Below are 21,598 nucleotides of genomic sequence, written 5' to 3'. Positions count from 1 at the left end.
GAAGCGCAATTTGTGGCCGTGGGCATTTTATATAACGGAATCAATCTGAAGGTCCGGTGGGAAGCGTGAAAAGGAATGTAGATCCCTTCTCCAATTCACTTTCAACCCAGATCCTTCCTCCATGAATCTCGACAATCCTCTTTACGAGGGCAAGGCCCACTCCCGTGCCTTCGCTGGTGGCGTTCAATTTATTGAAGAGACCAAATATACGGTCATGATATTCAGGGAGAATGCCAATGCCGTTATCCTGCACGTAGAAAATGGGATACTCATGCTCGGCATCAACTCCACGCTGACCGATCTCAATATGAGGAAAGGGTTGATCGCCCATGTACTTTGCCGCATTATCGATCAGGTTTTGTAGAACCTCTACCAGACGTGGACGATCTCCATATACACTGGGCAGGTTCGGGTGAGTATGAAGCGTGACATTTCTTTCATCAAGTCGCCCACGGACGATTTCCGCAGCTTCATTTACAAGTTCATCAAACGATACTTTCTGAGGCGGATTCATCATACGTCCAATGCGAGAAAGTTCAAGGAGTTCATTGAGCAATCTTTGCATTTTCAGAACAGCTTCATGAATACGTTGCATATCTTTTCTCAGTCGCACAATGTTGCCCGACGCAACGTCCTGTTCAAGGTAACCAAGAAAACCAGTGATCGTAACGAGCGGGGACTTGAGATCATGAGAGACTGTGTAAGTAAATTGCTCCAACTCCTTATTTTTCGACTCCAATTCGGCAATGAGTTTTTCACGTTCAGCCTCAGACTGTTGGCGTTCGCTAATATCAAGGGCCGATGTCAAAATGTAAAGCGTATTGTCTAAATGGAGGCGCTCAACAGACATGAGAGTAGTGAACAGCTCGCCAGATTTACGGCGAACACGAATTTCAAGATCTCTAAAGCCTCCCTTCTCTCTCATATTTTTCTGCGCCTTTTGCTTGTCATCAGGCAAAGGAATGAGATCGAATTCTGCTGGATGATGCCCAATGAGTTTATCTCTGGTATACCCCAAGGCTTTCACAAAAGCGTCGTTGACCTCTACAAAATTTTCATCCGCATCTTCAAGCGTCATCAAGACCGGTGTAGTGTGGAATACTTGGAAAAACTTTTTCTCTGAAAAGAGCAATGCCTGTTCCGCCCGCTTGCGTTCAGACAATTCACTTTGCAACATCTCCTCATCGATTTGTCGCTTGATGGCGGCCCCCAAAACGTTCGCGGCCACTCTGATAACATCCACTTCAACCACAGTCCATTCCCGCTCATTCACCATATCATCGAACCCGATCGTGCCCCACTGCTCGCCATTCACCACAATCCGCATTTCAAGCAGGGATTTAACACCGATGGATGCCAGATAATTTTTTTCATCTTCTGTAACAACAGATGGACTTGCAATCAAAGGCTCACCGCGTTCTAGTGTTTCACGAAATCGTTTCAGACTGGGGTGTGGCAACTCATAATTTTGAAAAAGCGGGTTATTCAGATCTGAAGAGAAGCCCGCTGCCGTCCACTCATAACTCATGGTCATAACAGACCTGCCAACCTCGTCACTTCGTTTTTCGAAAAGATACGAGTGCGTAACGCCCAATGCTCTACCCAGTCTTTCCAAAACAACATTGATATTCCCACGCCAATTTGACGATTTGATGAACTGTTCAGCAGAAAACGCCATTGCTTCAAGAAACGTCTCGCGTTGCCGAAACCCATCCTCGATCAGTTTTCTTTCGGTAATATCCTGCAACATACCAATGGAACCGCGTGGAATACCGTTACTCCCAATGATCTCAATGGAACGGTCAGTCAGCCAGCGGACTTTGCCATCACGCGTTCGTATTTTCTGATCGCATTGCCACGATTTCAACTTCCCATTTCGCACCAACTGGACGGCCTCGCTCGCCTCTATACCCATCGCATCGCCCAACATGATCGTTTCCTCAACGATATTGAGCCACACCTCTGGCTTTATCTCCTCCGAACGATACCCTGTCAATTGATAAATACCTTCACCGATAAACAAATAGCTATTGCTATCGTAATCCTGATAATACGGGACCGCATCCGCCGCTTCAATTGACTGACGATAGATCCGTTCAGACTCACGAACAGCTGATTCAGCGTTCTGACGCTGAATGGCCCCGACTAAAATTCCAGCCAAGATCTTGAGCGCATCCAATTCTGCATTGTTCCAATTACGCTCCCGTTCATAATCATCAAATCCGATCGTGCCCCACCACAGACCATTCACAAAGAGCGGCATCTCAACAATAGCTTTGATCCCCTGCCCTGAAAAGAATTCACGCTCTGCCGAAGTGAAAGAAGATGTATTGCCCCAGAAAGGCCCTCCACTTAACAATGTACGAGTATATTCATTAAGCCCTTCTTTTTGAAACGCCGCATCATGGAACTCTGTCTTATGTGGCTCACTGGAATAGCCAGGAGCCGTCCATTCATAACGCACTGAAGATACATTATCCCCGTTCAACCATGGATACTGTTCAAATAAATACACATGTGTCGCATGGATCGTTCTCCCCAAACGTTCAAGCATAATATTGATATTGTCTCGCCAATTCGGGTTGTTCAAGAACAGACCCGCAACATCTGCTACAACTTCCAACACAGCTTCACGTTGCCGCAATTCAAATTCAACACGCTCACGCGTCGTCAAATCTGCGGCTACACCGATCCAACCTGTAGTCACTCCATTCCGGTCATGAAGCGGAGAAAGTGTACCCAGTATGCGCACCCAATCTTGAGAGCGCTTCTGAACCATAATCTCACCCGACCAGATATTCCCTTCACGTAACGTATCACGGATCGCTCCTACATCGATCGGTAATTGCACAGGGAGCACATCAAAATAAGAACGACCAAGCACCTCCGCCGCCTGCCAACCATATAAGTCTGTAGCAGCCTGATTCCAATAGATGATCGTATTATCCTTCCTACACGCGATCACTGCCTGTCCCACCCGGTCAAGCATAGACTTTTGTACCGAGAGCTCATCCGCATATTGACGGACTTTACGTAAATTGTTTTGCAAATTCTCCGTAATAAACCGAATGATTACCCCAACGGCAACCAGTAACAATGCATAGGATAAGAACAAAGGCAACTCGGGAGGGTCCGCCACATATGGAGGGATGAGTTTCTGGTTCTCGGCATAAATAATGAGTGCGATATTGGATACACACAAGATGCCATACCAGATATACCCCTTCCTACTCAATAACAGGCTGGCATATACGAGCAGAATGGGGAAAACCAACGCCATACTGGCATGAATACTGCCTGCCGCCAATATTCCAAAGGTCAACAAAATCAGAATGGCAAAGACAAAAATATTCGATGCAAGTTGCAATCTTTTATTGCGGATCAGAACAACCACCAGGACATATACCAAAACAGCCCCAGCATGGAACACACTAAAAGTGGTATCCCCATAAACAATATACATCACAAATATGATCGCCATAATCAACGCAGCGATCAATGACATCACTTGGAGATATAAAGCCGAAAGATTTTTGTCAGGATCATCAAAGTCTGGCTGTTTGATCCAACTTGCAACAGCCTGTATCATATGTTTCATATCATTATTCCAATTCATCATTATTTCTCACGGGGAGCGCGGTAACGTAAAGCAGAATCTAGCCCCCTTACCCACCTCACTCTCAACCCATATCTTGCATCCATGAAACTCAAGGATCCGCCTCACGAGCGTCAGGCCAATACCGGTCCCTTCACTGCGCGCATCCAATTTATTGAACAAACCAAAAACCCTTTCATGATATTCAGGAGCAATGCCCATGCCATTATCCCAAACATAAAAAATTGGATTGCCGTGTTCTGTCTCCATACCGCGTTGACCGACCTCGATCCAAGGCTCGGATTGGCCGCCCATATACTTCACAGCGTTCTCAAGCAAATTTTGCAAAACCTCAATAAGGCGAGACTTATCACCATAAATAACTGGTGTGGATGGGTCGGGTAATATCTTTATAGTAATACCGCCTTCACGGGCACGTGCATCTACCAGAGATACTGCTTCACGCGCCAATTCTTCAAACGGAACAAGTTGGGACGGATTGACAAAACGGCCAATGCGAGAAAGTTCAAGCAGACTATTCAAGAGTGCCTGCATTTTCTCCACCGCCGAGGAGATACGCAACAAGTCGTGTTTCAATCGTTCCATATTCCCGCTTGTAGCATCTTGCTCGAGATAACCCATGAATCCCCTAATGGTGACAAGAGGCGACTTAAGATCATGTGATACGGTATAAACAAAACGCTCCAGTTCTGCGTTTTTAGAAGTTAATTCGGCGATCAGCTTTTCCCGCTCCTGTTCAGATCGTTTACGCTCAGTGATATCAATAGTAACGCCGATCATTCGTGCAGGCAGACCTTGTTCATCAGCAACTGCTATTGCTTCGCCAAGAGTGTACACCTCTGTGTTGTCAGGTCGAACAATACAAAGTTCTATTGGGTTAAATGGAACAACATAATCTTTCTGTATTTGCTCTAGTGTAAGGCTATTGTTAGACACAGCAGTAATGCCATCGTTTTGTCGTTGACGGTAATCTTCTCGTGTGAATTGAATGTAATCACTCCATTTACCCGTAAACTCATCAGGCTTCACACCATAGATATTGAACATCTCACCATGCCAGGATGTCTTATCAGTAGCGATCTCCCAATCCCAAACACCCAAACGTGCAAGCCGTGTTGCCAGACGAAGCCTGCTCACATTATTCAACAATTCGTTTTCGGCCTCTTTCCGTTCGGTGATGTTGAGGTACAGACACTGCCAATACAACGGCTGTCCAGCGCTGTTCGTAATCATGGATGAATGCTCACTCACCCATATCCAAGAACCGTCCTTGCGTAACATGCGATATTCAGCCTTGAAAAAATCGTTCCTTGTTTTTTTATGAACATCTTCATCTAGAATGCGTTCAGTATCCAACGGGTGAATCACTTTTTTCCAAGTCACCTTGTCGTTCATCCATTCATCGACGGTATACCCCAACAAGTCTTCAACCCCAGGGCTAACATACACAACCTTACGAGGTTGAGCTACGAAATGTAACATGACCGCACCAGGGATCTTTTCAACCAGAGATCGATATTGTGCTTCACTCGTCCGCAAAGCGGTTTCTATCTGCTTACGCGTGGCCAATTCATCCAGCACACGCGTAAGTGCCATGTTAAGAGTCCGTTCATAGAGAAAAATCACAAAAGCCAACATCCACCAAAATACAATAGTACCAAGACGTGGATTCGCAGATGGCGCAAGAACAAGATGTGTTGTAATAAATAGAACCGTATTAATGAGGGCAAAAATTAAAGAAGCTCGCCGGTGAATAAATGCACCGGCAAAAGGAATTGCCAACCCCATTAACATCCACACCGAAACCTGAGTATCGAATACCTTTTCAACCCCCATTGTCCTTGCAAGCACCAGGAAAAGGCCATAAAAAGAAACATCAACCATGATCGTAAAAACGATCCCGGCCAACTGTGCTCTCTCTAGCCTATTCAGCAAGTGAGTTATCAGGCATGTAGGAAATATAACAATAACAAGGTAACTAAGTTCAACACGCTGTTCGGGGAAGAATGGCAAAACGGCCAGTGCCATAACGCCGAATATAAGCCAACCATAAGTGATATAACGCAGGAACAGGCGGCGTTGTTCAGCCTCCATCATGATTTCAAGCGGGTCAGACGCTCGAATCTGTGACTCGTTTTTTCGTTTTATCGTGTCCATAAATTTACGCATGTTGCCTACCATTTCCACATCACTTAAAACAATTAAGAGGATGCACTCGAACAACAACTATAAAATTTGAGAGGCATCTCGCTTCTTTCTGGACCCAAACCTGCCTTTCGGCATCCGATAGCTTTTTTCAAAACTTCAAGCGAATATCCTGCCCACATAATCCACATGCATGGTGAACAGTTAATTATGTTTCCTTACTGACTAGCACTAACTACGTTTGATGAGGCGGAGTGGGTAACGTAAAACAGAATACAGCCCCCTTTCCTATTTCGCTTTCAACCCAAATCCTGCCACCGTGAACTTCAATGATCCGTCTCACAAGGGCAAGCCCGATCCCTGTACCATCGGCTTTTACGTCCAATTTGTTGAAAAGACCGAATACACGTTCATGATGCTCCGGTGCTATACCAATACCATTATCACGAATATAAAAAACAGGGTTACCGTTCTCCTCCCCCATCTGCCCAATCTCAATATGCGGTTCAGGTTGATCGCCCATAAATTTAGCGGCATTATCCACCAGGTTTTGCACTACCTCAATTAAACGTACTTTATCCCCATAAACCATCGGAAGGTTATCTGCAATGTGAACATCAATACCACGTTCGGCAATGCGCCCATGCACAATTTCAATTGCTTCATGCACGAGGTCTCCAAACCGAATAACTTCCAGTTCGTTCCCCACGCGACCAACACGTGACAATTCAAGCAGGTCATTCAGCAGGTTTTGCATTTTATCAGTGGCATCCACGATGCGTTTCACATCGTTCTTAAGCCGCTCATGATTACCGCTCAAAGCATCGCTTTCAAGATAGCCAAGGAATCCACGGATGGTAAACAGAGGTGATTTTAGATCATGTGAAACAGTATAAGTAAAACGTTCGAGCTCTGCGTTTTTGGTTTCCAATTCGGTGATAAGCTCTTTGCGGGTGGCCAACTCAGTTTGAAGGTCCGAAAAGAGGCGCGCTGTTTCCAAGGCAATCGAAACTTGTTTGGCCAATGAAACAGCCATCTCACCATCATGTTCAGTAAATTTTCCGCGAGTACGACTGTCGAGAGCAATGTATCCGAGTAGCTTGTCGCGTGCTCGCAAAGAAACTCCCAACCAACCATGGACATAGTCGAGCGGATAGGCACGGAAGATGGGGTAGTGTTCTCCCACATCTTCAAAGATCTTATAGGATGGAGGGTTTTCCTCATTCTGCCAGAAGAGGTGATCCGGTGCATCTGTACTGCGTACATATTCACCCGACGGGTTTACATTATGAGGTAAACCATACGAGCCTACAATAACTGCTTTTTCACCGTGATACAGCCAAACCGAGGCGGCATCATATTGAACAACACGCCTAAGTTGCTCAAGAACAAGCTGAACAGTCTCTTTAATATCAAGGGATGAAGCGGCAACAATAGCTGTACTTTCACGTAATGTTTCAGACTCTATGTTTCTTAGTTCCAGCTCAACAATCAATTTCTGGCGTTCATCCAGTTCAGTTTGAAGGTTGGAAAATAAACGCGCATTTTCTATAGCAATGGAAACCTGCTCAGCAAATGTAAAGGCGATCTCTGCATCATGTTCAGTAAATTTTCCAGGCTGGCGGCTATCCATGGATATAAACCCACGCAACTTCCCACGCGCGCGCAGTGGAACTGCCAACCAACCATGAATATAATTTTGAGGCGGGATACGAAATACGGAATATTGATCCTGTACATCATGGAGCAAGATGTATTTTGTCCGATCATCGAAGAATGCATAATCGGGTTCTTTTTCACTGATGGGGAATCTCCCAACCAGCCCTACACCCGGCGGCAAACCATTGGACCCTAACATAACCGCATCATCGCCCTCATACAACCAAACTGAGGCACTGTCATATTGCACCACACGTTTGATCTGCTCCAGAATGCGTTGGACAGTTTGGGGAATATCCAATGTAGCGACAACGATGGAAGTGCTTTCACGCAGAGTCTCGGCCTCAGCGTTCTTCCGTTCGAGTTGCTCTATCAAATCTTTGCGTTCTGCCAATTCGGTCTGTAGATTGGAGAACAGGTCTGCATTTTCCAACGCAATGGCAACTTGATTAGCGAAAGCCACTGCCAACTCAACATGGTGTTCGTTGAATTGATACTTTTGCCTGCCATCCAAAGCAATTACACCAATGACCCTTCCTCGTGCTTTGAGAGGTAACCCCAACCAGGAGTTTATATAGTTAAACCGTTCCTCCCGCAACTGAGTCAGTTCATTTTGCGCATCTTGACTGATGATATAAGGCTTTTCACCGGTAATCAAAGGCGTGGATTGATTCCGTTCGTCTATGGGAAACTCCAAAACAGTTTTCAATAAGTCTGCGGAAAGATTCCGCCCAGCCATAAACCTTTGAATTTTGCCATCCACGCGCCAGACCGAAGCGCTGTCGTAAGGAATCACACGATGAATCTGATCAAGCATTTCTTCGACGATCTCAGAAAATTCAAAAGTGCCAACAATGGTCGCCAAACTTTCACGCATGGTCTCGGCTTCAGCATTGATGGCTTTCAATTCATCGATCAACTTAAGTCGTTGTTCCAACTCAGATTGAAGACTGTTAAACAGATTCGCATTCTCCAACGCGACCGCCATTTGGTCTGCAAATGTTATCGCCAACTCTGCATGATGTTGAGTGAATTGATCTTTTCGTCTCCCATCCAGAGCAATCAGACCAATTACTCTACCTCTGGTCTTTAAAGGAACCGCCAGCCAGGAATTGATGTAGGAATGCACCCCTTTGAAATCAGGCAACTCATCCTGAACATTGTTATTCAATACAAAAGCTTTTTCTTCATAGACGAGCGGTCGTGACGAGTTATCCAGATCGATTCTGAACTTAAGAGTATCAATGGGGATCTCAGGCGGGAGATTACGAGTCGTGATCGCTATTTGCAATTCACCATCTAAACGCCAAACGGAAGCTGTATCGTAGGGGATCACAAGTTTGATCTGGTCAAGGACGCGTTCCATGACGATGTTCAGGTCGAAAGTGGTAACAATACTGGTCAAACTTTCACGCAGAGTTTCCGATTCCCTGTTCTTGGCTTCCAATTGGCTGATAAGTTCTTCACGTTCTGTTTCGATCCACTTGCGTTGGGTAATATCGCGGACCATCATAAGGGCAGTGTCTGATGTATTCGCCACCACACGTGCTTCCATTATCCGTTTCGTAGCGCCCATGGTCACTTCAAACTCAAAAACATTCATCTGATTGGTCTGTATGGCCCGTTCCACTGCAAACAGAGTTTGCGAAGCTACAGACTCTGTAAAAATTTCATATACCTGCTTCCCTACAAAATCTCCTGCTGGCATGGCTTGCTCCATACCTTTGGGAGGGATCATGCTAGTCACCAACCCATCCAGCGACAATTCGACGATCATATCTGGCACGGCTTCAAGCAGGGCACGGACCCGTGCCTCACTTTGTTGCAGTGCCTGCATGGTCTGCTTTTGGGTGCTCATGTCATAGAACATGGAGATGACGCGTTCTTCACCACCAAGTTTTACAGAACGGAAAAAACTGATGGTGTGCTTCTTGTTGCCATCCTGATCGAACATCGTGTCATCAGAGTTATAAAGTGAGCCTTTTTGCTTTAAGTTCTCTATAAACTGGTCTCGTTTTTCGCGGGCGTCCCAGAGTCTTAGTTCTTCAGCTTTCTTGCCAATAGCTTTTTCTGACGTAAGGCCTGTCAAATCCCAAAAGGCATAATTGGCATCCAATATGCGCCCATCCTCCATAGCAGTGACACAAATGGCGATGGGACTGGATTCAAAAACGGTGCGAAATTTCTCCTCACTATCGCGCATGGCACTTTCAGCTTGTTTTCGTTCACGTAATTCCGATTCCAGCCCAGACATGGTTTGGCGAAGCTTTTCCGTCATGGAGTTAAAGGCCCGGGCAAGCGTACCAACTTCATCGTTAGAAAGAACCGGAGCTGAAGCGTCCAAATTTCCTTCTGAGATGTTGGTCACAGTTCGGGTAAGGGCCCGCAAAGGAGCGGTTATGCGGCGGGCCATGAAGACTACAACGATCACAAGGCCAATCGAAAAGAGAAGTCCGATCAATGCAACATTCACTGCGAGGCGACGCGCAGGCCAAAGCGCAGTTCGTTCATTGATCTCAATAATAAAAGCTGCATTTCTTTTTCCAATCCATTGATATCTGCCGATAACCGGCACGCTGTTATGGTTAACATACTCAGCAACACCATTATTCCCAGCCAATGCGGCGTCGATTGCGAACGATTTAAAGATTGGTGTACCTGAAAGAATAATGGGATCATCTGTAATGATCTGACCGTTCGGGCCAATAAGATAACTTTGAATATCTCCATCCAGTTCTTGGCCCTCGCGAATGATTGCGTCGATCCGCTTCATGTTGAAATGCAAAGCTAAGACACCGACCCTTTTATTATCTGCATTAAACAGTGGTGTAGAAACAGTAAGAGTTGTATTTCCGAACAGTTCAGATTCATAAAAGCTCTGAACAAAATTCTTTTTTTGGCCCTCTATAAAAAAGAGTTGATCTGCTTGTGATGCTCCAAGATATCCAGGAGAAACTGAGACGACGATGCTCCCCTTCATGTCAAGTATCTGGATATCCTTATAGTCCGATGCTCGCTGGGCGATCAATGTAACAAGCGCCGTCAATTCGTCACGGGCCGACATCTGATTTTGCGGGGGGACATCAGGATCTAACATGATACCGGCAAGTCTGCGTAACTCCGGAAGGCTTGCTAGAAAGATCGCTGTTCCCTGTTGATCGTCCACCCATTGGTTGAGGGTGCCTTCTTTCAAGGTAGCGATCGTACTTAGTTTATCTTCCAAAGTAAGGCGAAGCGACCGGGCCGCCTGAGTATAGGTCAGATAGGTGACCAGTGCCACAGTAAAAACTGCGAAGACAATGTAATACCAAACCAAACGAGTTTGTATTTTGGTTATTCGAAAGCCTTCAAAAGGATTAAATGTTTTCACAGAAATCAATTGATGGATGAAAGGTCGAAACGGGCGGCTTCCTGGGTTAGATCCTGTTTATGGTAGTTTTCAGACATCTGTTTCAGTATCCCGCTTTGATGAAGATCCTTGATTGCCAAATCGATCTCTTTCATCAAACTCGTTAAGTCCCTTTGGCTGGAACGGTCAACTGTGATGGATGCATAAGCAAAAAACAATGGCTCACCCAGTATCTTGACCGATTGTCCCGAAGCAATGGCCTGATTTGCTATCGGAAGGAGTGTAAGCACGGCATCTAACTTGGCGCCATCGCCAAGAAGCAAATCTCTGATGGCAGGGTCTTCATTTTCATACCCAATAATCTGCGCATCTCGAATACGATATTTGACTCCGTCTCCTGGTAACTTTAATGTTCCCTTCAAATACTCTTCGAATGTGCAACCCACACATACGCCAATACGCTTGCCAGAAAGATCTTCTGGTTTTTGATAGGTTGTATTCTCTTTATGTACAAGGGCTACTATAGGTGGAGCATAATATGGCTGTGAAAAATACAAGGAGTTCATACGATCTAATGTGATCGCCATCGAACCGGCATGGATATCCCAATTATCGCCCCAATTCCCTGCAACCAACTGACTCCACGGCGGAGTCACAAAGCATGGCTCAACACCAAGTTGATTGGCTACAGCAACGGCTACCGCTACATCAAAACCTATAAATTGGTTCGCCGTATATTGTGTCGGTTCACATTTCGTCCCCAGAGCGGGAGACATATCTTTCAACAACTGTGACTGTGGAGCATAGTCTGGATCAGTTGCAATAATTAATGTGCCTCTTGCCTTGATCTCAGTCAGCTTATCACCTACCTGAGTAACAGGCTGACCATTCTGATGTACACAAGCCGCAAGGAGCAACGCGATACAAACAAACATATACCTCATAAAGGTCTCCTTGACAGTGATTATATATCATGTCCTATAAAGGAAAACTTGCAAACACGTATACTAATGCTCAAAGCAAACTATTTTCACCACTATGGCACACACGTCACTTTGAATAATGCACCACCACTCCTATCGTTAGGAACAAGCACATGGAGATTGACCCAATAGTCGTTCGCACTCCACACGTTCATGATCTCTCTGACTTCTTTCTTCCCTTCTGATTCGAATAACAAGACTTTCTCATCTGAAACATCCCCAGCACTCGTCTCCCACCTCCATGTGACCAGTGTTGGACCATTGGATGTGATCTGTGCCGTCACGCTGACCGTTTGCGGGAATGCATCACACCCCACATTCATCAACACCGGGTCAACCTGGACCTTGATATCGTTCACCCCAATCTCGGGCGGACTCACCACTGGAAGCGAAGCTATATTTCCTTCAATAGTCACGAAGTCAGTGGAAAGCCAGCAATTTCTGGAAGGGTCACTGGGATTTTTGACATACCACCACGTCTCGTCGATGCTTTTACCGATCACTTCCGCCTGACGGCCAACGATCAACGCACCGGTCACAGCATACGAAACAGCCGGTCCAAAACGACAGTTGACCGGCTGGTCTTTGGGAGATGCTAATGTCACATTGGCTGTTGGCGATGGTGCGATCGTAGGCGTATCCACTGCCAGCAGAGTCTCGATCGGAACAAGCGTGGGGGTAGCGACACTTAATGTCGGCGTATCAAGTGTCGGCGAGGGAAGAGGCGTGGTTGTCGCGGGGATCGCTTGTAAGTTACAGGATGTCAAAATCAGAGCGAACACGCCAATCCATAAGTAAAATCTCATCATTCCTCCTTTGCAGGGTCAAAATCTTAACCACTTGATGGATTTACCACAATAGCTCTTTGGATATGTTCAGAACACAAGGAACAGGTTACGGCCTCACTTTTAAAAAACTTATACGATGTGATTACGCTGAGTATAATAGCACTATCTCAGCAGGAGGAAAAATGAAACGCATTCATATCCTAATACTATGCATGGTCATACTTACACTTAGCAGTTGCGACTTAAAATCTGCGCCCGTGATCGGCGGCTTTTTCCCAACAGATACCCCTACCGCGACACCCACCTTTACGCCAACACTGACACCAACCGCCACCCCGACAGAAACACCAACGTTGACGCCAAGCCCCATCCCCACAGACACACCAACGATCACCCCCACCCCAGGGCCATTTTCATTCAGCGATGACTTTTCCAACGCCAACGCGCTCGGCAATTACAGTTGCAATAAATGCACTGTCAAAGATGGCAGGTTGGTCTTCGGCCCCTTCGAGCCTGTAGATAACCTCGGCGAACAATTCAGCCTGATCGTCTGTGAAGCCTGCGGCAAACATACTTACTATCGCGTGAGCGTGGATGCCACATACGTAGATGGCCCCACCGATCGCTACTTTGGTCTCACGGGATTGATCAGCGCCAGCTCCAATAACCTTGATCGAGTGATCTACTTTGGCACATCCACGTGGCAGGTGTATATAGTTCGTGATTACGATTATAAGAAGGGCTTTCTAACAGACCTGAACGGAAACGTCAGCGGATATTTGAACCCAAGCGTGGCTACCAATAACATCGTGATGGAAGTCAAGCCATCTGCCCAGCCCAATCTTGTGGATGTCTATTTCACGATCAACAATGGCCTTCTGTACGTTCTGTATTCTCAACCAGCCACACCTACAAGTGCAGGGATGGGAATGAGCTTCCACTCGATGACCGTTGCCTTTGACAACTTCAAGTATGAAGAGATTGAAGTGAAATAGCCGCTTCACGCTTCCATTGATTTGTTTCAGCTTTCTGACACATCTCGTAATCTGACAGTTCGTCTCCGATTATGGTAAAATGTTTTAGAACATTTTTTCTGTTTTAAAAAGGAGACGATCATGAGCAAAAAAGTTTTGGTCTTCGTCGGAACAAGCAAGGGCGGCTTTATCTTCGAAAGCAACGAGAAACGCAAGAAGTGGCAAAGAAGCGATATTCAATTTAAAAGTTGGAACGTGATGCACATCCAAATGGACCCGCGTGACCAGCGCTTGCATGCGGCAACGAGTCACTTTGTGTATGGTCCTACCACCCACTATTCAGATGACTTTGGCAAAACGTGGACTCAAGCCAAACAGGTGCCTCTCCTTACGCGCTCGTCAAATTCTGGCAGACCCGCCAGCACTGTGGACGAAGCCTTCCGCTCCGAAGGCGGTGAGAGCATCGCAGACAAGCCTGAAAAAATGATCAAGGTGTGGAACATTCAGCCCGGACGCGAAAATGAACCGAATGTTTTATATGCTGGTGCACAACCTGCGTCCTTCTTCGTCTCCAAAGACCGCGGCGAAACATGGACTTTGAACGAGAGTCTGTTCGACCACCCTCAACGCGGACAATGGAATCCCGGCGCAGGCGGCTTGACCTTGCACACCATTTTATTGGACCCCACAAATCTAAACCGAATGTATATTGCCGTCTCTGCCGCAGGTTGCTATCGTACTGATGATGGTGGAAAAACATGGGCACCTTATAACAAGAATGTGCGTGCCGATTTTTCGCCGATCAAGTTTCCTGAGTTCGGTCAATGCGTGCATAAAATGGACATGCACCCATCCAACCCCAATGTGATCTATCAACAGAATCATTGTGGTGTCTATCGCAGTGACAACGCAGGTGAAGACTGGATCGATATTGGTGAAGGGAAATTACCGGCTCGATTTGGCTTTCCCATAGCAGTACATCCCACTGACCCGAAAACAATTTACATTGCGCTTGAAGAAAGCGATGAATACCGCATGAGCGTGGACGGGAAATTTTCTGTGTGGCGTAGTCGAGATGCAGGTGATTCGTGGGAACGCATGACAAAAGGCTTACCGGAGAAAGCCCATCTGGTTGTTCTGCGCGAAGCCATGGCAACCGACACATTCGAAGATGCCGGGATATATGTTGGCACAAATACCGGACAATTGTTTTACTCGCGGGATTCAGGAGACAGTTGGGAGTTGTTGGCAGATTACTTGCCACCGATCCAATCGGTAGAAGCGGCTGTCATTTAATAGATTTTGTAGGGGCGACCCAATGGGTCGCCCCTACATTTTTTACGGTTGCAAACACGCAGGGATGGAATCACTCAATCCGTCTGGATTTTGTGTTGACCCATTTTCATCGTAAATTTTCACAAACTTGATCTCAGAGAACTGCTTGAGATTGTAGGTGAGTAAGTCAGCGACGGTGTAGGTGGCACCAGCGCGGTTACATGTCCCTTTGAGGTAGAGGTGGGCAACGCTATCAATGACTTCAAACTTGCTGTAGCCTGTGAAGCCATTCTTTAGGTTGATCCAGCCGTAGGTATATTTTTCGGTTGCACCGGGGCCTTTGAAATATTCATCCAGTACTGAACCAATGACATTGCTCGTCCGCGCCCAACGGACTCCGGTCCGCTCGAAGGGAGGGATGTTGTTGGTGTAAGCATAGTTACCCACAAAGTACACATTGACTTTGACATACAACGGCGTAGCGGTTGGCCGCCGAGTTTGTGTAGGCGTTGGTGTGCGTGTGGGCGTGCGAGTGAATGTCGATGTACGAGTAGGCGTCGGTGTGCGGGTCACGGTAGGCGTACGCGTATTTGTCGGTGTGCGTGTTACAGTTGGCGTACGCGTGGCAGTAGGGGTACGTGAAGGAGTAGCTGTCCGAGTTGGGGTTCGAGTTTTGGTCGGCGTTGGAGTTTTCGTTGGCGTACGGGTATTGGTCGCAGTACGTGTTGCAGTGGGTGTACGCGTATTAGTAGGCGTGCGTGAAGATGTAGCAGTACGTGTTGGCGTACGTGTAAAGGTTGCAGTCGGGGTTTTGGTCGGTGTGCGTGTGAACGTTGGCGTTGGTGTCTTGGTCGGTGTCCGCGTGACCGTAGGCGTGGGCGTCTTCGTCGGCGTTCGTGTCACTGTCGAGGTGGGAGTGCTGGACGGCGTACGAGTGACAGTCGGTGTAAAGGTTTTCGTAGGAGTCTTTGTCAGTGTTGGCGTAAAAGTTGGGGTGACAGTGACAGGCGCGGGCGGAGTCGGAGTCGCGTCTCCCTGGAGGATGAAACGAACAGCGTCGGCACCAACTTCCAAATTGGCGATGCTGGCGGATTCATCCTGAGTCCGATTTGAGATCTCAATGTATTCGCCTCCTGCACCTGTGAAGTTGTATTTACCAACGTAGACCCATCCATCGGTGACGTAGTAAATGTTCGGAAATACCGATTGATTGATAACAACCTGGTCGTTTTTGCCTGCATGGCTGATGGTATACAGGGCGCCCTGACTTGTGGCTTTGATGGCAGGGATGCGAATATAAACTGAATAGACACCGTCTCGCGAGCCTTGCGGGAATGCCCATTGCGCAGAACAGGTTGCCGCAGAGGTGCGCGGCTTGGAATAACTCATGCTTCCATTCTGTGCGCTCCCCGCAGAAGTTTGAATCCAACAACTATCGGGAGTTTCATCGAATTCCAGCGAGCCATCATCGATGATGATGCCGCCACTGGGTCTGGCTGGATAGGCCAATTCCTGGCCTGATGGATAAATGGCCGCACCATAATATGCAAGTGACGGATACGCCACCCATAAGGATTCTTTTTGTTGCGGCACCCACGGGCTTGATCCGCTCCCCTTCCAACCATAAGGATCAACCGATTTGTTGTTGACATCGCGCACAAGCAAATGCAAATGCGGACCGGATGAGTTACCTGTGGTGCCGCTAATACCCAACATTTCACCATGCGGAACGAACGTACAACCCGGCGAAGAACATGCCTGCACAGCGACAGAGCTCATGTGTCCATAGTAGGTGTTGTAACCATTCGAGTGATGCAAGCGAACATAAATGCCGAGGTTGGTCTTGTGATTTTGCGGGTCCCACCAACCGGCGTAAACAACCTGATCGGCATCCGCGGCGGCATAAATAGGACGATAGGAAATGCCATAGTCCACGCCATCGTGCCCATCGTAATAAACCCAATCGCCGAGACTGTACGACCAGTACCCGCCACTGCCCGCATTACAAACCCCGCTTTGCGGTGGACGAGTGCCGGAAGGTTGAGGGGATGGACAATTCTTGTTGGCTACATCACCAGAGTATGCAATGACTTTGTTATCGTAGGTATAGTTGGGAGTGGAATGATCGAAGATGGATTCTTGTGAAGCCGAGCCCGGGTAAGGCGGATATAAAAATGGCGTGACCACCTGTGCAGGCGCAACGTCACGTTCCGCAGAGGCGCCGCGCGCACTGAGCAGGATTCCGCAAAGGAGGATGGCTGTGAAGAAGTTTTTGATGGAACGGGTCACAAGTTACTCAAATAATAATTTTTCTTTTGTTAGGGGCGACCCTTCAATACCATCCATCATATCCGTTTGGAGTAGCGCATTGCCAACAATCCTGATCGCTACACCCTGACGGGTCGCCCTTACATTGTAGTACATCAAGGTTCCGGTGTGGCTCGCGAAGAAGGAATGGACTGAAGTGTGGTCAAAACCTTTTCCGCGTCGGCGATACATGCATCGACTTGTTCTTCGAACGAGACTTGAAAGCCAGTGATGATCTTTCCATCGCCGCCTGTATACGTCACGAACTTTTTTACTCCATTCTCAAAAGCGGTTCCAACAGAGAACGTGACTTTATCTCCATACATCATATCCTGCTCAACCGAAATGTTGGCAGGCAGGCCGCGACCCGATGTGACCGAGATCACACAGTACGGGATATTCCGATGACCGATGGCAAAGTAGCCGAATTGATCTTGCGTAAGCGCCCACAATTGCGGGTCATAAAAAACACGGAAATCAAAGCCGGGTTGAGAATCACCGAGGTATGTTGGTGTGCCGTCCCATGCGAGCAGTGCGGGCGCGTTGGGATTTTCCGTTGGCAGTTCAAGCGGCGGTAAAGATGTTTCTGTAGGAGTGACAGAAGGTGTAAATGTAGGTTCGGGTGTAAAGGTCAGAGTAGGTTCAGCTGTCGGCGTATCTTCTACAATAATAGGCTGAGCCGTAGCCGTGACGTCTGCCAGTGCAGGAGCTTCCACCGCCTGGGTATATGCGACCGCCGCCTCTGTAGGAGCCGCAGCGGAGCCACAGGAGGTAACCATTAAAGTTAGGATCAGGATAATGATGATTCGACGAATCAATTCGACTCACTTTCGCATCCACGCGGGACAACAAGTTGCTTCCGTTCCGAAAGGCTTTATCTCAAGGTTGGCAGAATTTGTGTCCGCGATGTGCACTAGTATTCTACCATTTACGACTATATTGAATACCAAAGTGTTCCCGTCCGGTGACCAGTACGGAGTCTCTGCATGGCCTTCTGTTAAATGCGTGACTTGAGTCAACTTCCCGCTTGCGACATCAACGATATATATATTGCTTATCAATGCATCGCTGGATCGATTCGCGTTTTCGTCTTCTGGATTCTCGCGTAGGACGAACGCAATTTGCTTCCCATCCGGTGACCAGTTCGCCGCATATCCGTGACCTGCATCTGCATCGGCCAATTTGCGCGCGTTCACACCGTCGGCATCCATGATCCACAACTCCCCTACTGTGAAGGGAGTTTGTGTATCGGGGGTTTTGATAAAAGCGATTTGTTTTCCATCGGGAGAAAAACGTGCGAAGGAAATATAGTTGAATTGATCGGAATACAGCAACTGTGTTGTTCTTCCATCGTTTCGTGTAAAGTAGAGTTCACTCCCGGCGCCAAGCCCGCGCGAGAGGGTGAAGATGAGATCTTTTGAATCAGGTTTGGCGGAGAGATCGTAGGTGAATTCGGGAATGGACAGAATATCTTGTGCGCCATCCGTATCCACGCGGACGATTTGCGGACTGCCGAGCGAATCTATTTTTAGATATGCGGACTTGCCGTTACTCGTCCATGCGAGGAAGTGGGCATCAGAGGAGGAAATGGGTTGAGAAACAGAATCAGTTTCGGTGTTAAGGAAAAGAACCGTCTGCCCGTTGGGACAATTTAATTCGATGAGGAGAAACTGTCCGCTAGGAGCAGGGAACGTGTTGAAGAGTCCACAAGAAGGAGGAATGTGAAAGGGAATCTCTTTTGTGAGTTGAAGGTCTGCGGAGTATTCGAGGAAGGCAGGAGGGTCGAAGCGGTAGAGGATTAAGGAGGTTGTGAGAGGTGGAGATGAATTGCAAGAGGAAAGAAGAAAGAGGAAAGGGAAAAGTATTGCGTATTGCGTAATTCGTAATTGACGGCGCATGAAAGATATTATACAGGCGGGGTTATAATCTAATCATTAATCGTCAATCATAAATCCAAAATCGGAAATCAAAATGCATATACTCGTAACCAACGACGACGGGGTATTAGCGCCAGGTCTTCTGGCTCTCGCACAGGAAATGCGTAAACTCGGCAAGGTGACCGTGTTCGCGCCGGATAAGAACTGGTCGGCATCGGGACATGTGAAGACGATGGAACGTCCGTTGCGCGTGAAGGAGGTGACGCTCGCAGATGGGACATCCGCTTTTACATCGGACGGTGCGCCTTCAGATTGTGTCGCTATTCTTTTGCTGGGATTCGTTCAAGAGGAAATTGATATTGTAGTTTCGGGGATCAACCCGAACGCCAATATCGGGCATGACATCACCTACTCAGGGACGGTCACTGCCGCGATGGAGGCTGTCATTGCTGGGGTGAAAGGCATCGCAGTCTCAATGGATTCGCCTGAGGGATACAAAGGTCAATTGGAATATTCCACTGCCGCCATTGTGGGCAGGCGTGTTGTGGAAAAAGTGATCGCAGATGGGCTGCCTGATGGCGTTGTGTTGAATGTCAACGTCCCATATCGAAAAGAAAATGAACTGGCGGGGTATATGGTCACACGGCAAGGATTGCGCGTCTACCGCGATGCACTCGATGAACGCATCGACCCGCGCGGCAAACCCTATTTTTGGATCGGTGGCGAAGCGCCCACCGGTGTATTCGAAGAAGGTTCAGATTTCGGCGCGTTGCAGGATGGGTACGTATCCATCACACCGTTGCAATTGGACTTAACGAGTTACAAGGCTTTGGATGTGTTGAGGAAATGGAAATTTTAATAGACCGTAGACAATGGACAGTCGACCGTTTGTGAGTGAATACGGTCCACCGTCATTGGTCCATGATCAAGTTCCGGGGAGGGAACATGAATGTCGCAAGTTATACACAAGAGCAGATGAATACTCTGCGAAAAGTCTTTCACAAGCTAAATCGCTTCATGGTATGGATGTGGAAGATGGGCTGGGGAAAGATGATTAACTCTTGGCCTGCGGTGGTGGGCCGCATTATGGTCATCAAACATCGCGGACGAAAGAGCGGCAAGGAGTATCTCACGCCGGTCAACTATGCAATTGTTGACGGTGAGATCTATTGCACGGCAGGCTTCGGATCCATTTCGGATTGGTATCGCAATATGCAGGCAAACCCCGATATAGAATTATGGCTTCCTGAAGGGAAACGGAAGGCGCACGCGGAAGATGTTTCCGATTCACAAAACCGTTTGTTTTTGTTGAGGCAAGTGCTCATCGCATCAGGCTTCGTAGCTCCGCTGTTTGGGATTGACCCGAAGAAAGTGAACGATGAACAATTGGATGTTCTTTCGAAGGAATATCGTATCGTTCATTTTATAATGGACAAAGAGTTATAAACCATGACCGAAGAAACTATCCAAGCCTATTGGCAGAAATTCCTATCTACCCTCCCAGCGGACTCTCCCTACCATTCAAAGAGTTACGCTGCCGAAGGTTGGGGGGATAGCCCTGAGATGGCAGATGAACTTGGTGCTTTGATCGCTCAAGGGACAAAGACCGCAACTTGTGGCTCTGTTTGGGAATGGGGAGAGAATCCCCTTCCACAGGCGGGACTCATTACGATTGTACTGAACGGACAAGATGAACCGCTGTGCATTATCGAAGCCGTGGAAATAGCAATCCGTAACTACAATGAAGTGGACGCCGACTTTGCCCGCGAAGAAGCGGAAGGCGACCTATCTTTGCAATACTGGCGCGAATTGCACAAAGATTTCTTTTCACGTACGCTTCCCAAGATCGGGAAAGAATTTTCAGAAGATATGCCGTTGGTGTGCATGAGGTTTCGGGTGATATATAAATAACATAAAAACTCTATTGGCTAAGTATCTATGACACGTTTTGCTTCAGGCCCTGCAAGCCGTGGAAGTCAAAAATGGCTTCAATTTGCTATAAATGAAAAACAGCCTATTCTTGATTCAGAGGTTTTGGAGTGCTTACCAGAAAAAGAACGTCGTTCTATTACTTGGGTATCTCCAATCAAATCAGACGAATATGCTGAATACAGAGACAATGAATTCCTTGAACAATTGAACATCAAACTTTCTCACCACCCCCTGTTATCTTTTTGGCCTCGTAAGGGGCCACAATGGGATGGGTTAGCAAAAATGGAAGACGGGAAAGTATTGTTGGTCGAGGCAAAAGCACATCTCTCTGAAATGAGGTCGCCTGCTTCACGAGCAAGTGCATCATCATTGGAATTAATTCGCAAAAGTTTAGATGAAGTCAAATCTTTTCTTGGCATCAACCCAGAGAAAGATTGGTCTGGCACATATTATCAATACACCAATCGAATTGCACATCTCTATTTGTTGCGTGAACTTAACCAAATCCCTGCTTATCTTATATTCCTTTACTTCATCAATGACACAGAGATGAAAGGGCCAACTAGCAAAGCAGAATGGCAAACATCAATTCATGAGCTAGGAAATTATTTGGGATTACCCGTACAGCACAAACTATCAAAATATATTTTGCACGTTTATCTTGACATATCATTGCTTCAATAAGGAAAACAA

General features: G+C 47.1%; 14 protein-coding genes. 6 read left to right on the top strand and 8 right to left on the bottom strand.

The window, feature by feature from the left end:
* Positions 1-40 precede the first annotated feature (40 nt).
* From IPP66_09660 to IPP66_09640, 5 genes are all read right to left on the bottom strand, one after another.
* The gene (locus IPP66_09660) at positions 41-3,598 is read right to left on the bottom strand and encodes a PAS domain S-box protein (GenBank protein MBK9925544.1); all 3,558 of its coding nucleotides are present in this window, start codon (positions 3,596-3,598) and stop codon (positions 41-43) included.
* A 27-nt stretch (positions 3,599-3,625) separates the two neighbouring features.
* Positions 3,626-5,773, bottom strand: a complete 2,148-nt coding sequence (locus IPP66_09655) for a PAS domain-containing protein (GenBank protein ID MBK9925543.1) — start codon at positions 5,771-5,773, stop codon at positions 3,626-3,628.
* A gap of 223 nt (positions 5,774-5,996) precedes the next feature.
* The gene (locus IPP66_09650) at positions 5,997-10,790 is read right to left on the bottom strand and encodes a GAF domain-containing protein (GenBank protein MBK9925542.1); all 4,794 of its coding nucleotides are present in this window, start codon (positions 10,788-10,790) and stop codon (positions 5,997-5,999) included.
* 5 nt (positions 10,791-10,795) lie between these two features.
* A complete protein-coding gene (locus IPP66_09645) occupies positions 10,796-11,713 on the bottom strand; it encodes a transporter substrate-binding domain-containing protein (protein MBK9925541.1) in 918 nt (305 codons plus the stop codon).
* A 92-nt stretch (positions 11,714-11,805) separates the two neighbouring features.
* A complete protein-coding gene (locus IPP66_09640) occupies positions 11,806-12,561 on the bottom strand; it encodes a hypothetical protein (protein ID MBK9925540.1) in 756 nt (251 codons plus the stop codon).
* 161 nt (positions 12,562-12,722) lie between these two features.
* On the opposite strand from IPP66_09640, the gene IPP66_09635 reads away from it, so the two are divergent.
* Together IPP66_09635 and IPP66_09630 are read left to right on the top strand one after the other, a co-directional pair.
* Positions 12,723-13,535 carry a hypothetical protein gene (locus IPP66_09635; protein MBK9925539.1) on the top strand — a complete coding sequence of 271 codons (813 nt, stop codon included), beginning with the start codon at positions 12,723-12,725 and terminating at the stop codon, positions 13,533-13,535.
* Between the two features lie 120 nt (positions 13,536-13,655).
* Entirely contained in the window at positions 13,656-14,810 is a 1,155-nt protein-coding gene (locus IPP66_09630; GenBank protein ID MBK9925538.1) for an exo-alpha-sialidase, read from the top strand.
* 42 nt (positions 14,811-14,852) lie between these two features.
* Here IPP66_09630 and IPP66_09625 read toward each other — a convergent pair whose 3' ends face one another.
* The 3 genes from IPP66_09625 to IPP66_09615 all read right to left on the bottom strand — a co-directional run bounded on the left by IPP66_09625 (position 14,853) and on the right by IPP66_09615 (position 18,994).
* On the bottom strand, positions 14,853-17,078 hold the full coding sequence (locus tag IPP66_09625; protein MBK9925537.1) for a peptidoglycan DD-metalloendopeptidase family protein: 2,226 nt from the start codon (positions 17,076-17,078) through the stop codon (positions 14,853-14,855).
* A gap of 134 nt (positions 17,079-17,212) precedes the next feature.
* On the bottom strand, positions 17,213-17,914 hold the full coding sequence (locus tag IPP66_09620; GenBank protein MBK9925536.1) for a hypothetical protein: 702 nt from the start codon (positions 17,912-17,914) through the stop codon (positions 17,213-17,215).
* A 6-nt stretch (positions 17,915-17,920) separates the two neighbouring features.
* Entirely contained in the window at positions 17,921-18,994 is a 1,074-nt protein-coding gene (locus tag IPP66_09615) for a PD40 domain-containing protein (GenBank protein MBK9925535.1), read from the bottom strand.
* A gap of 73 nt (positions 18,995-19,067) precedes the next feature.
* Here IPP66_09615 and surE point away from each other — a divergent pair, with 73 nt between their 5' ends.
* The 4 genes from surE (at position 19,068) to IPP66_09595 (ending at position 21,589) form a co-directional block, all read left to right on the top strand.
* A complete protein-coding gene (surE, locus tag IPP66_09610; GenBank protein MBK9925534.1) occupies positions 19,068-19,832 on the top strand; it encodes a 5'/3'-nucleotidase SurE in 765 nt (254 codons plus the stop codon).
* An 86-nt stretch (positions 19,833-19,918) separates the two neighbouring features.
* Positions 19,919-20,419: a nitroreductase family deazaflavin-dependent oxidoreductase gene (locus IPP66_09605; protein ID MBK9925533.1), complete on the top strand. Its 501-nt coding sequence runs from the start codon at positions 19,919-19,921 to the stop codon at positions 20,417-20,419.
* A 3-nt stretch (positions 20,420-20,422) separates the two neighbouring features.
* Positions 20,423-20,884 carry an ASCH domain-containing protein gene (locus IPP66_09600; protein ID MBK9925532.1) on the top strand — a complete coding sequence of 154 codons (462 nt, stop codon included), beginning with the start codon at positions 20,423-20,425 and terminating at the stop codon, positions 20,882-20,884.
* Between the two features lie 27 nt (positions 20,885-20,911).
* Entirely contained in the window at positions 20,912-21,589 is a 678-nt protein-coding gene (locus IPP66_09595; GenBank protein MBK9925531.1) for a hypothetical protein, read from the top strand.
* Positions 21,590-21,598: the final 9 nt, after the last annotated feature.

Source organism: Candidatus Defluviilinea proxima, from assembly GCA_016721115.1.
GTDB classification, from domain to species: domain Bacteria; phylum Chloroflexota; class Anaerolineae; order Anaerolineales; family Villigracilaceae; genus Defluviilinea; species Defluviilinea proxima.
This window is presented reverse-complemented; position numbering and strand designations above follow the sequence as displayed.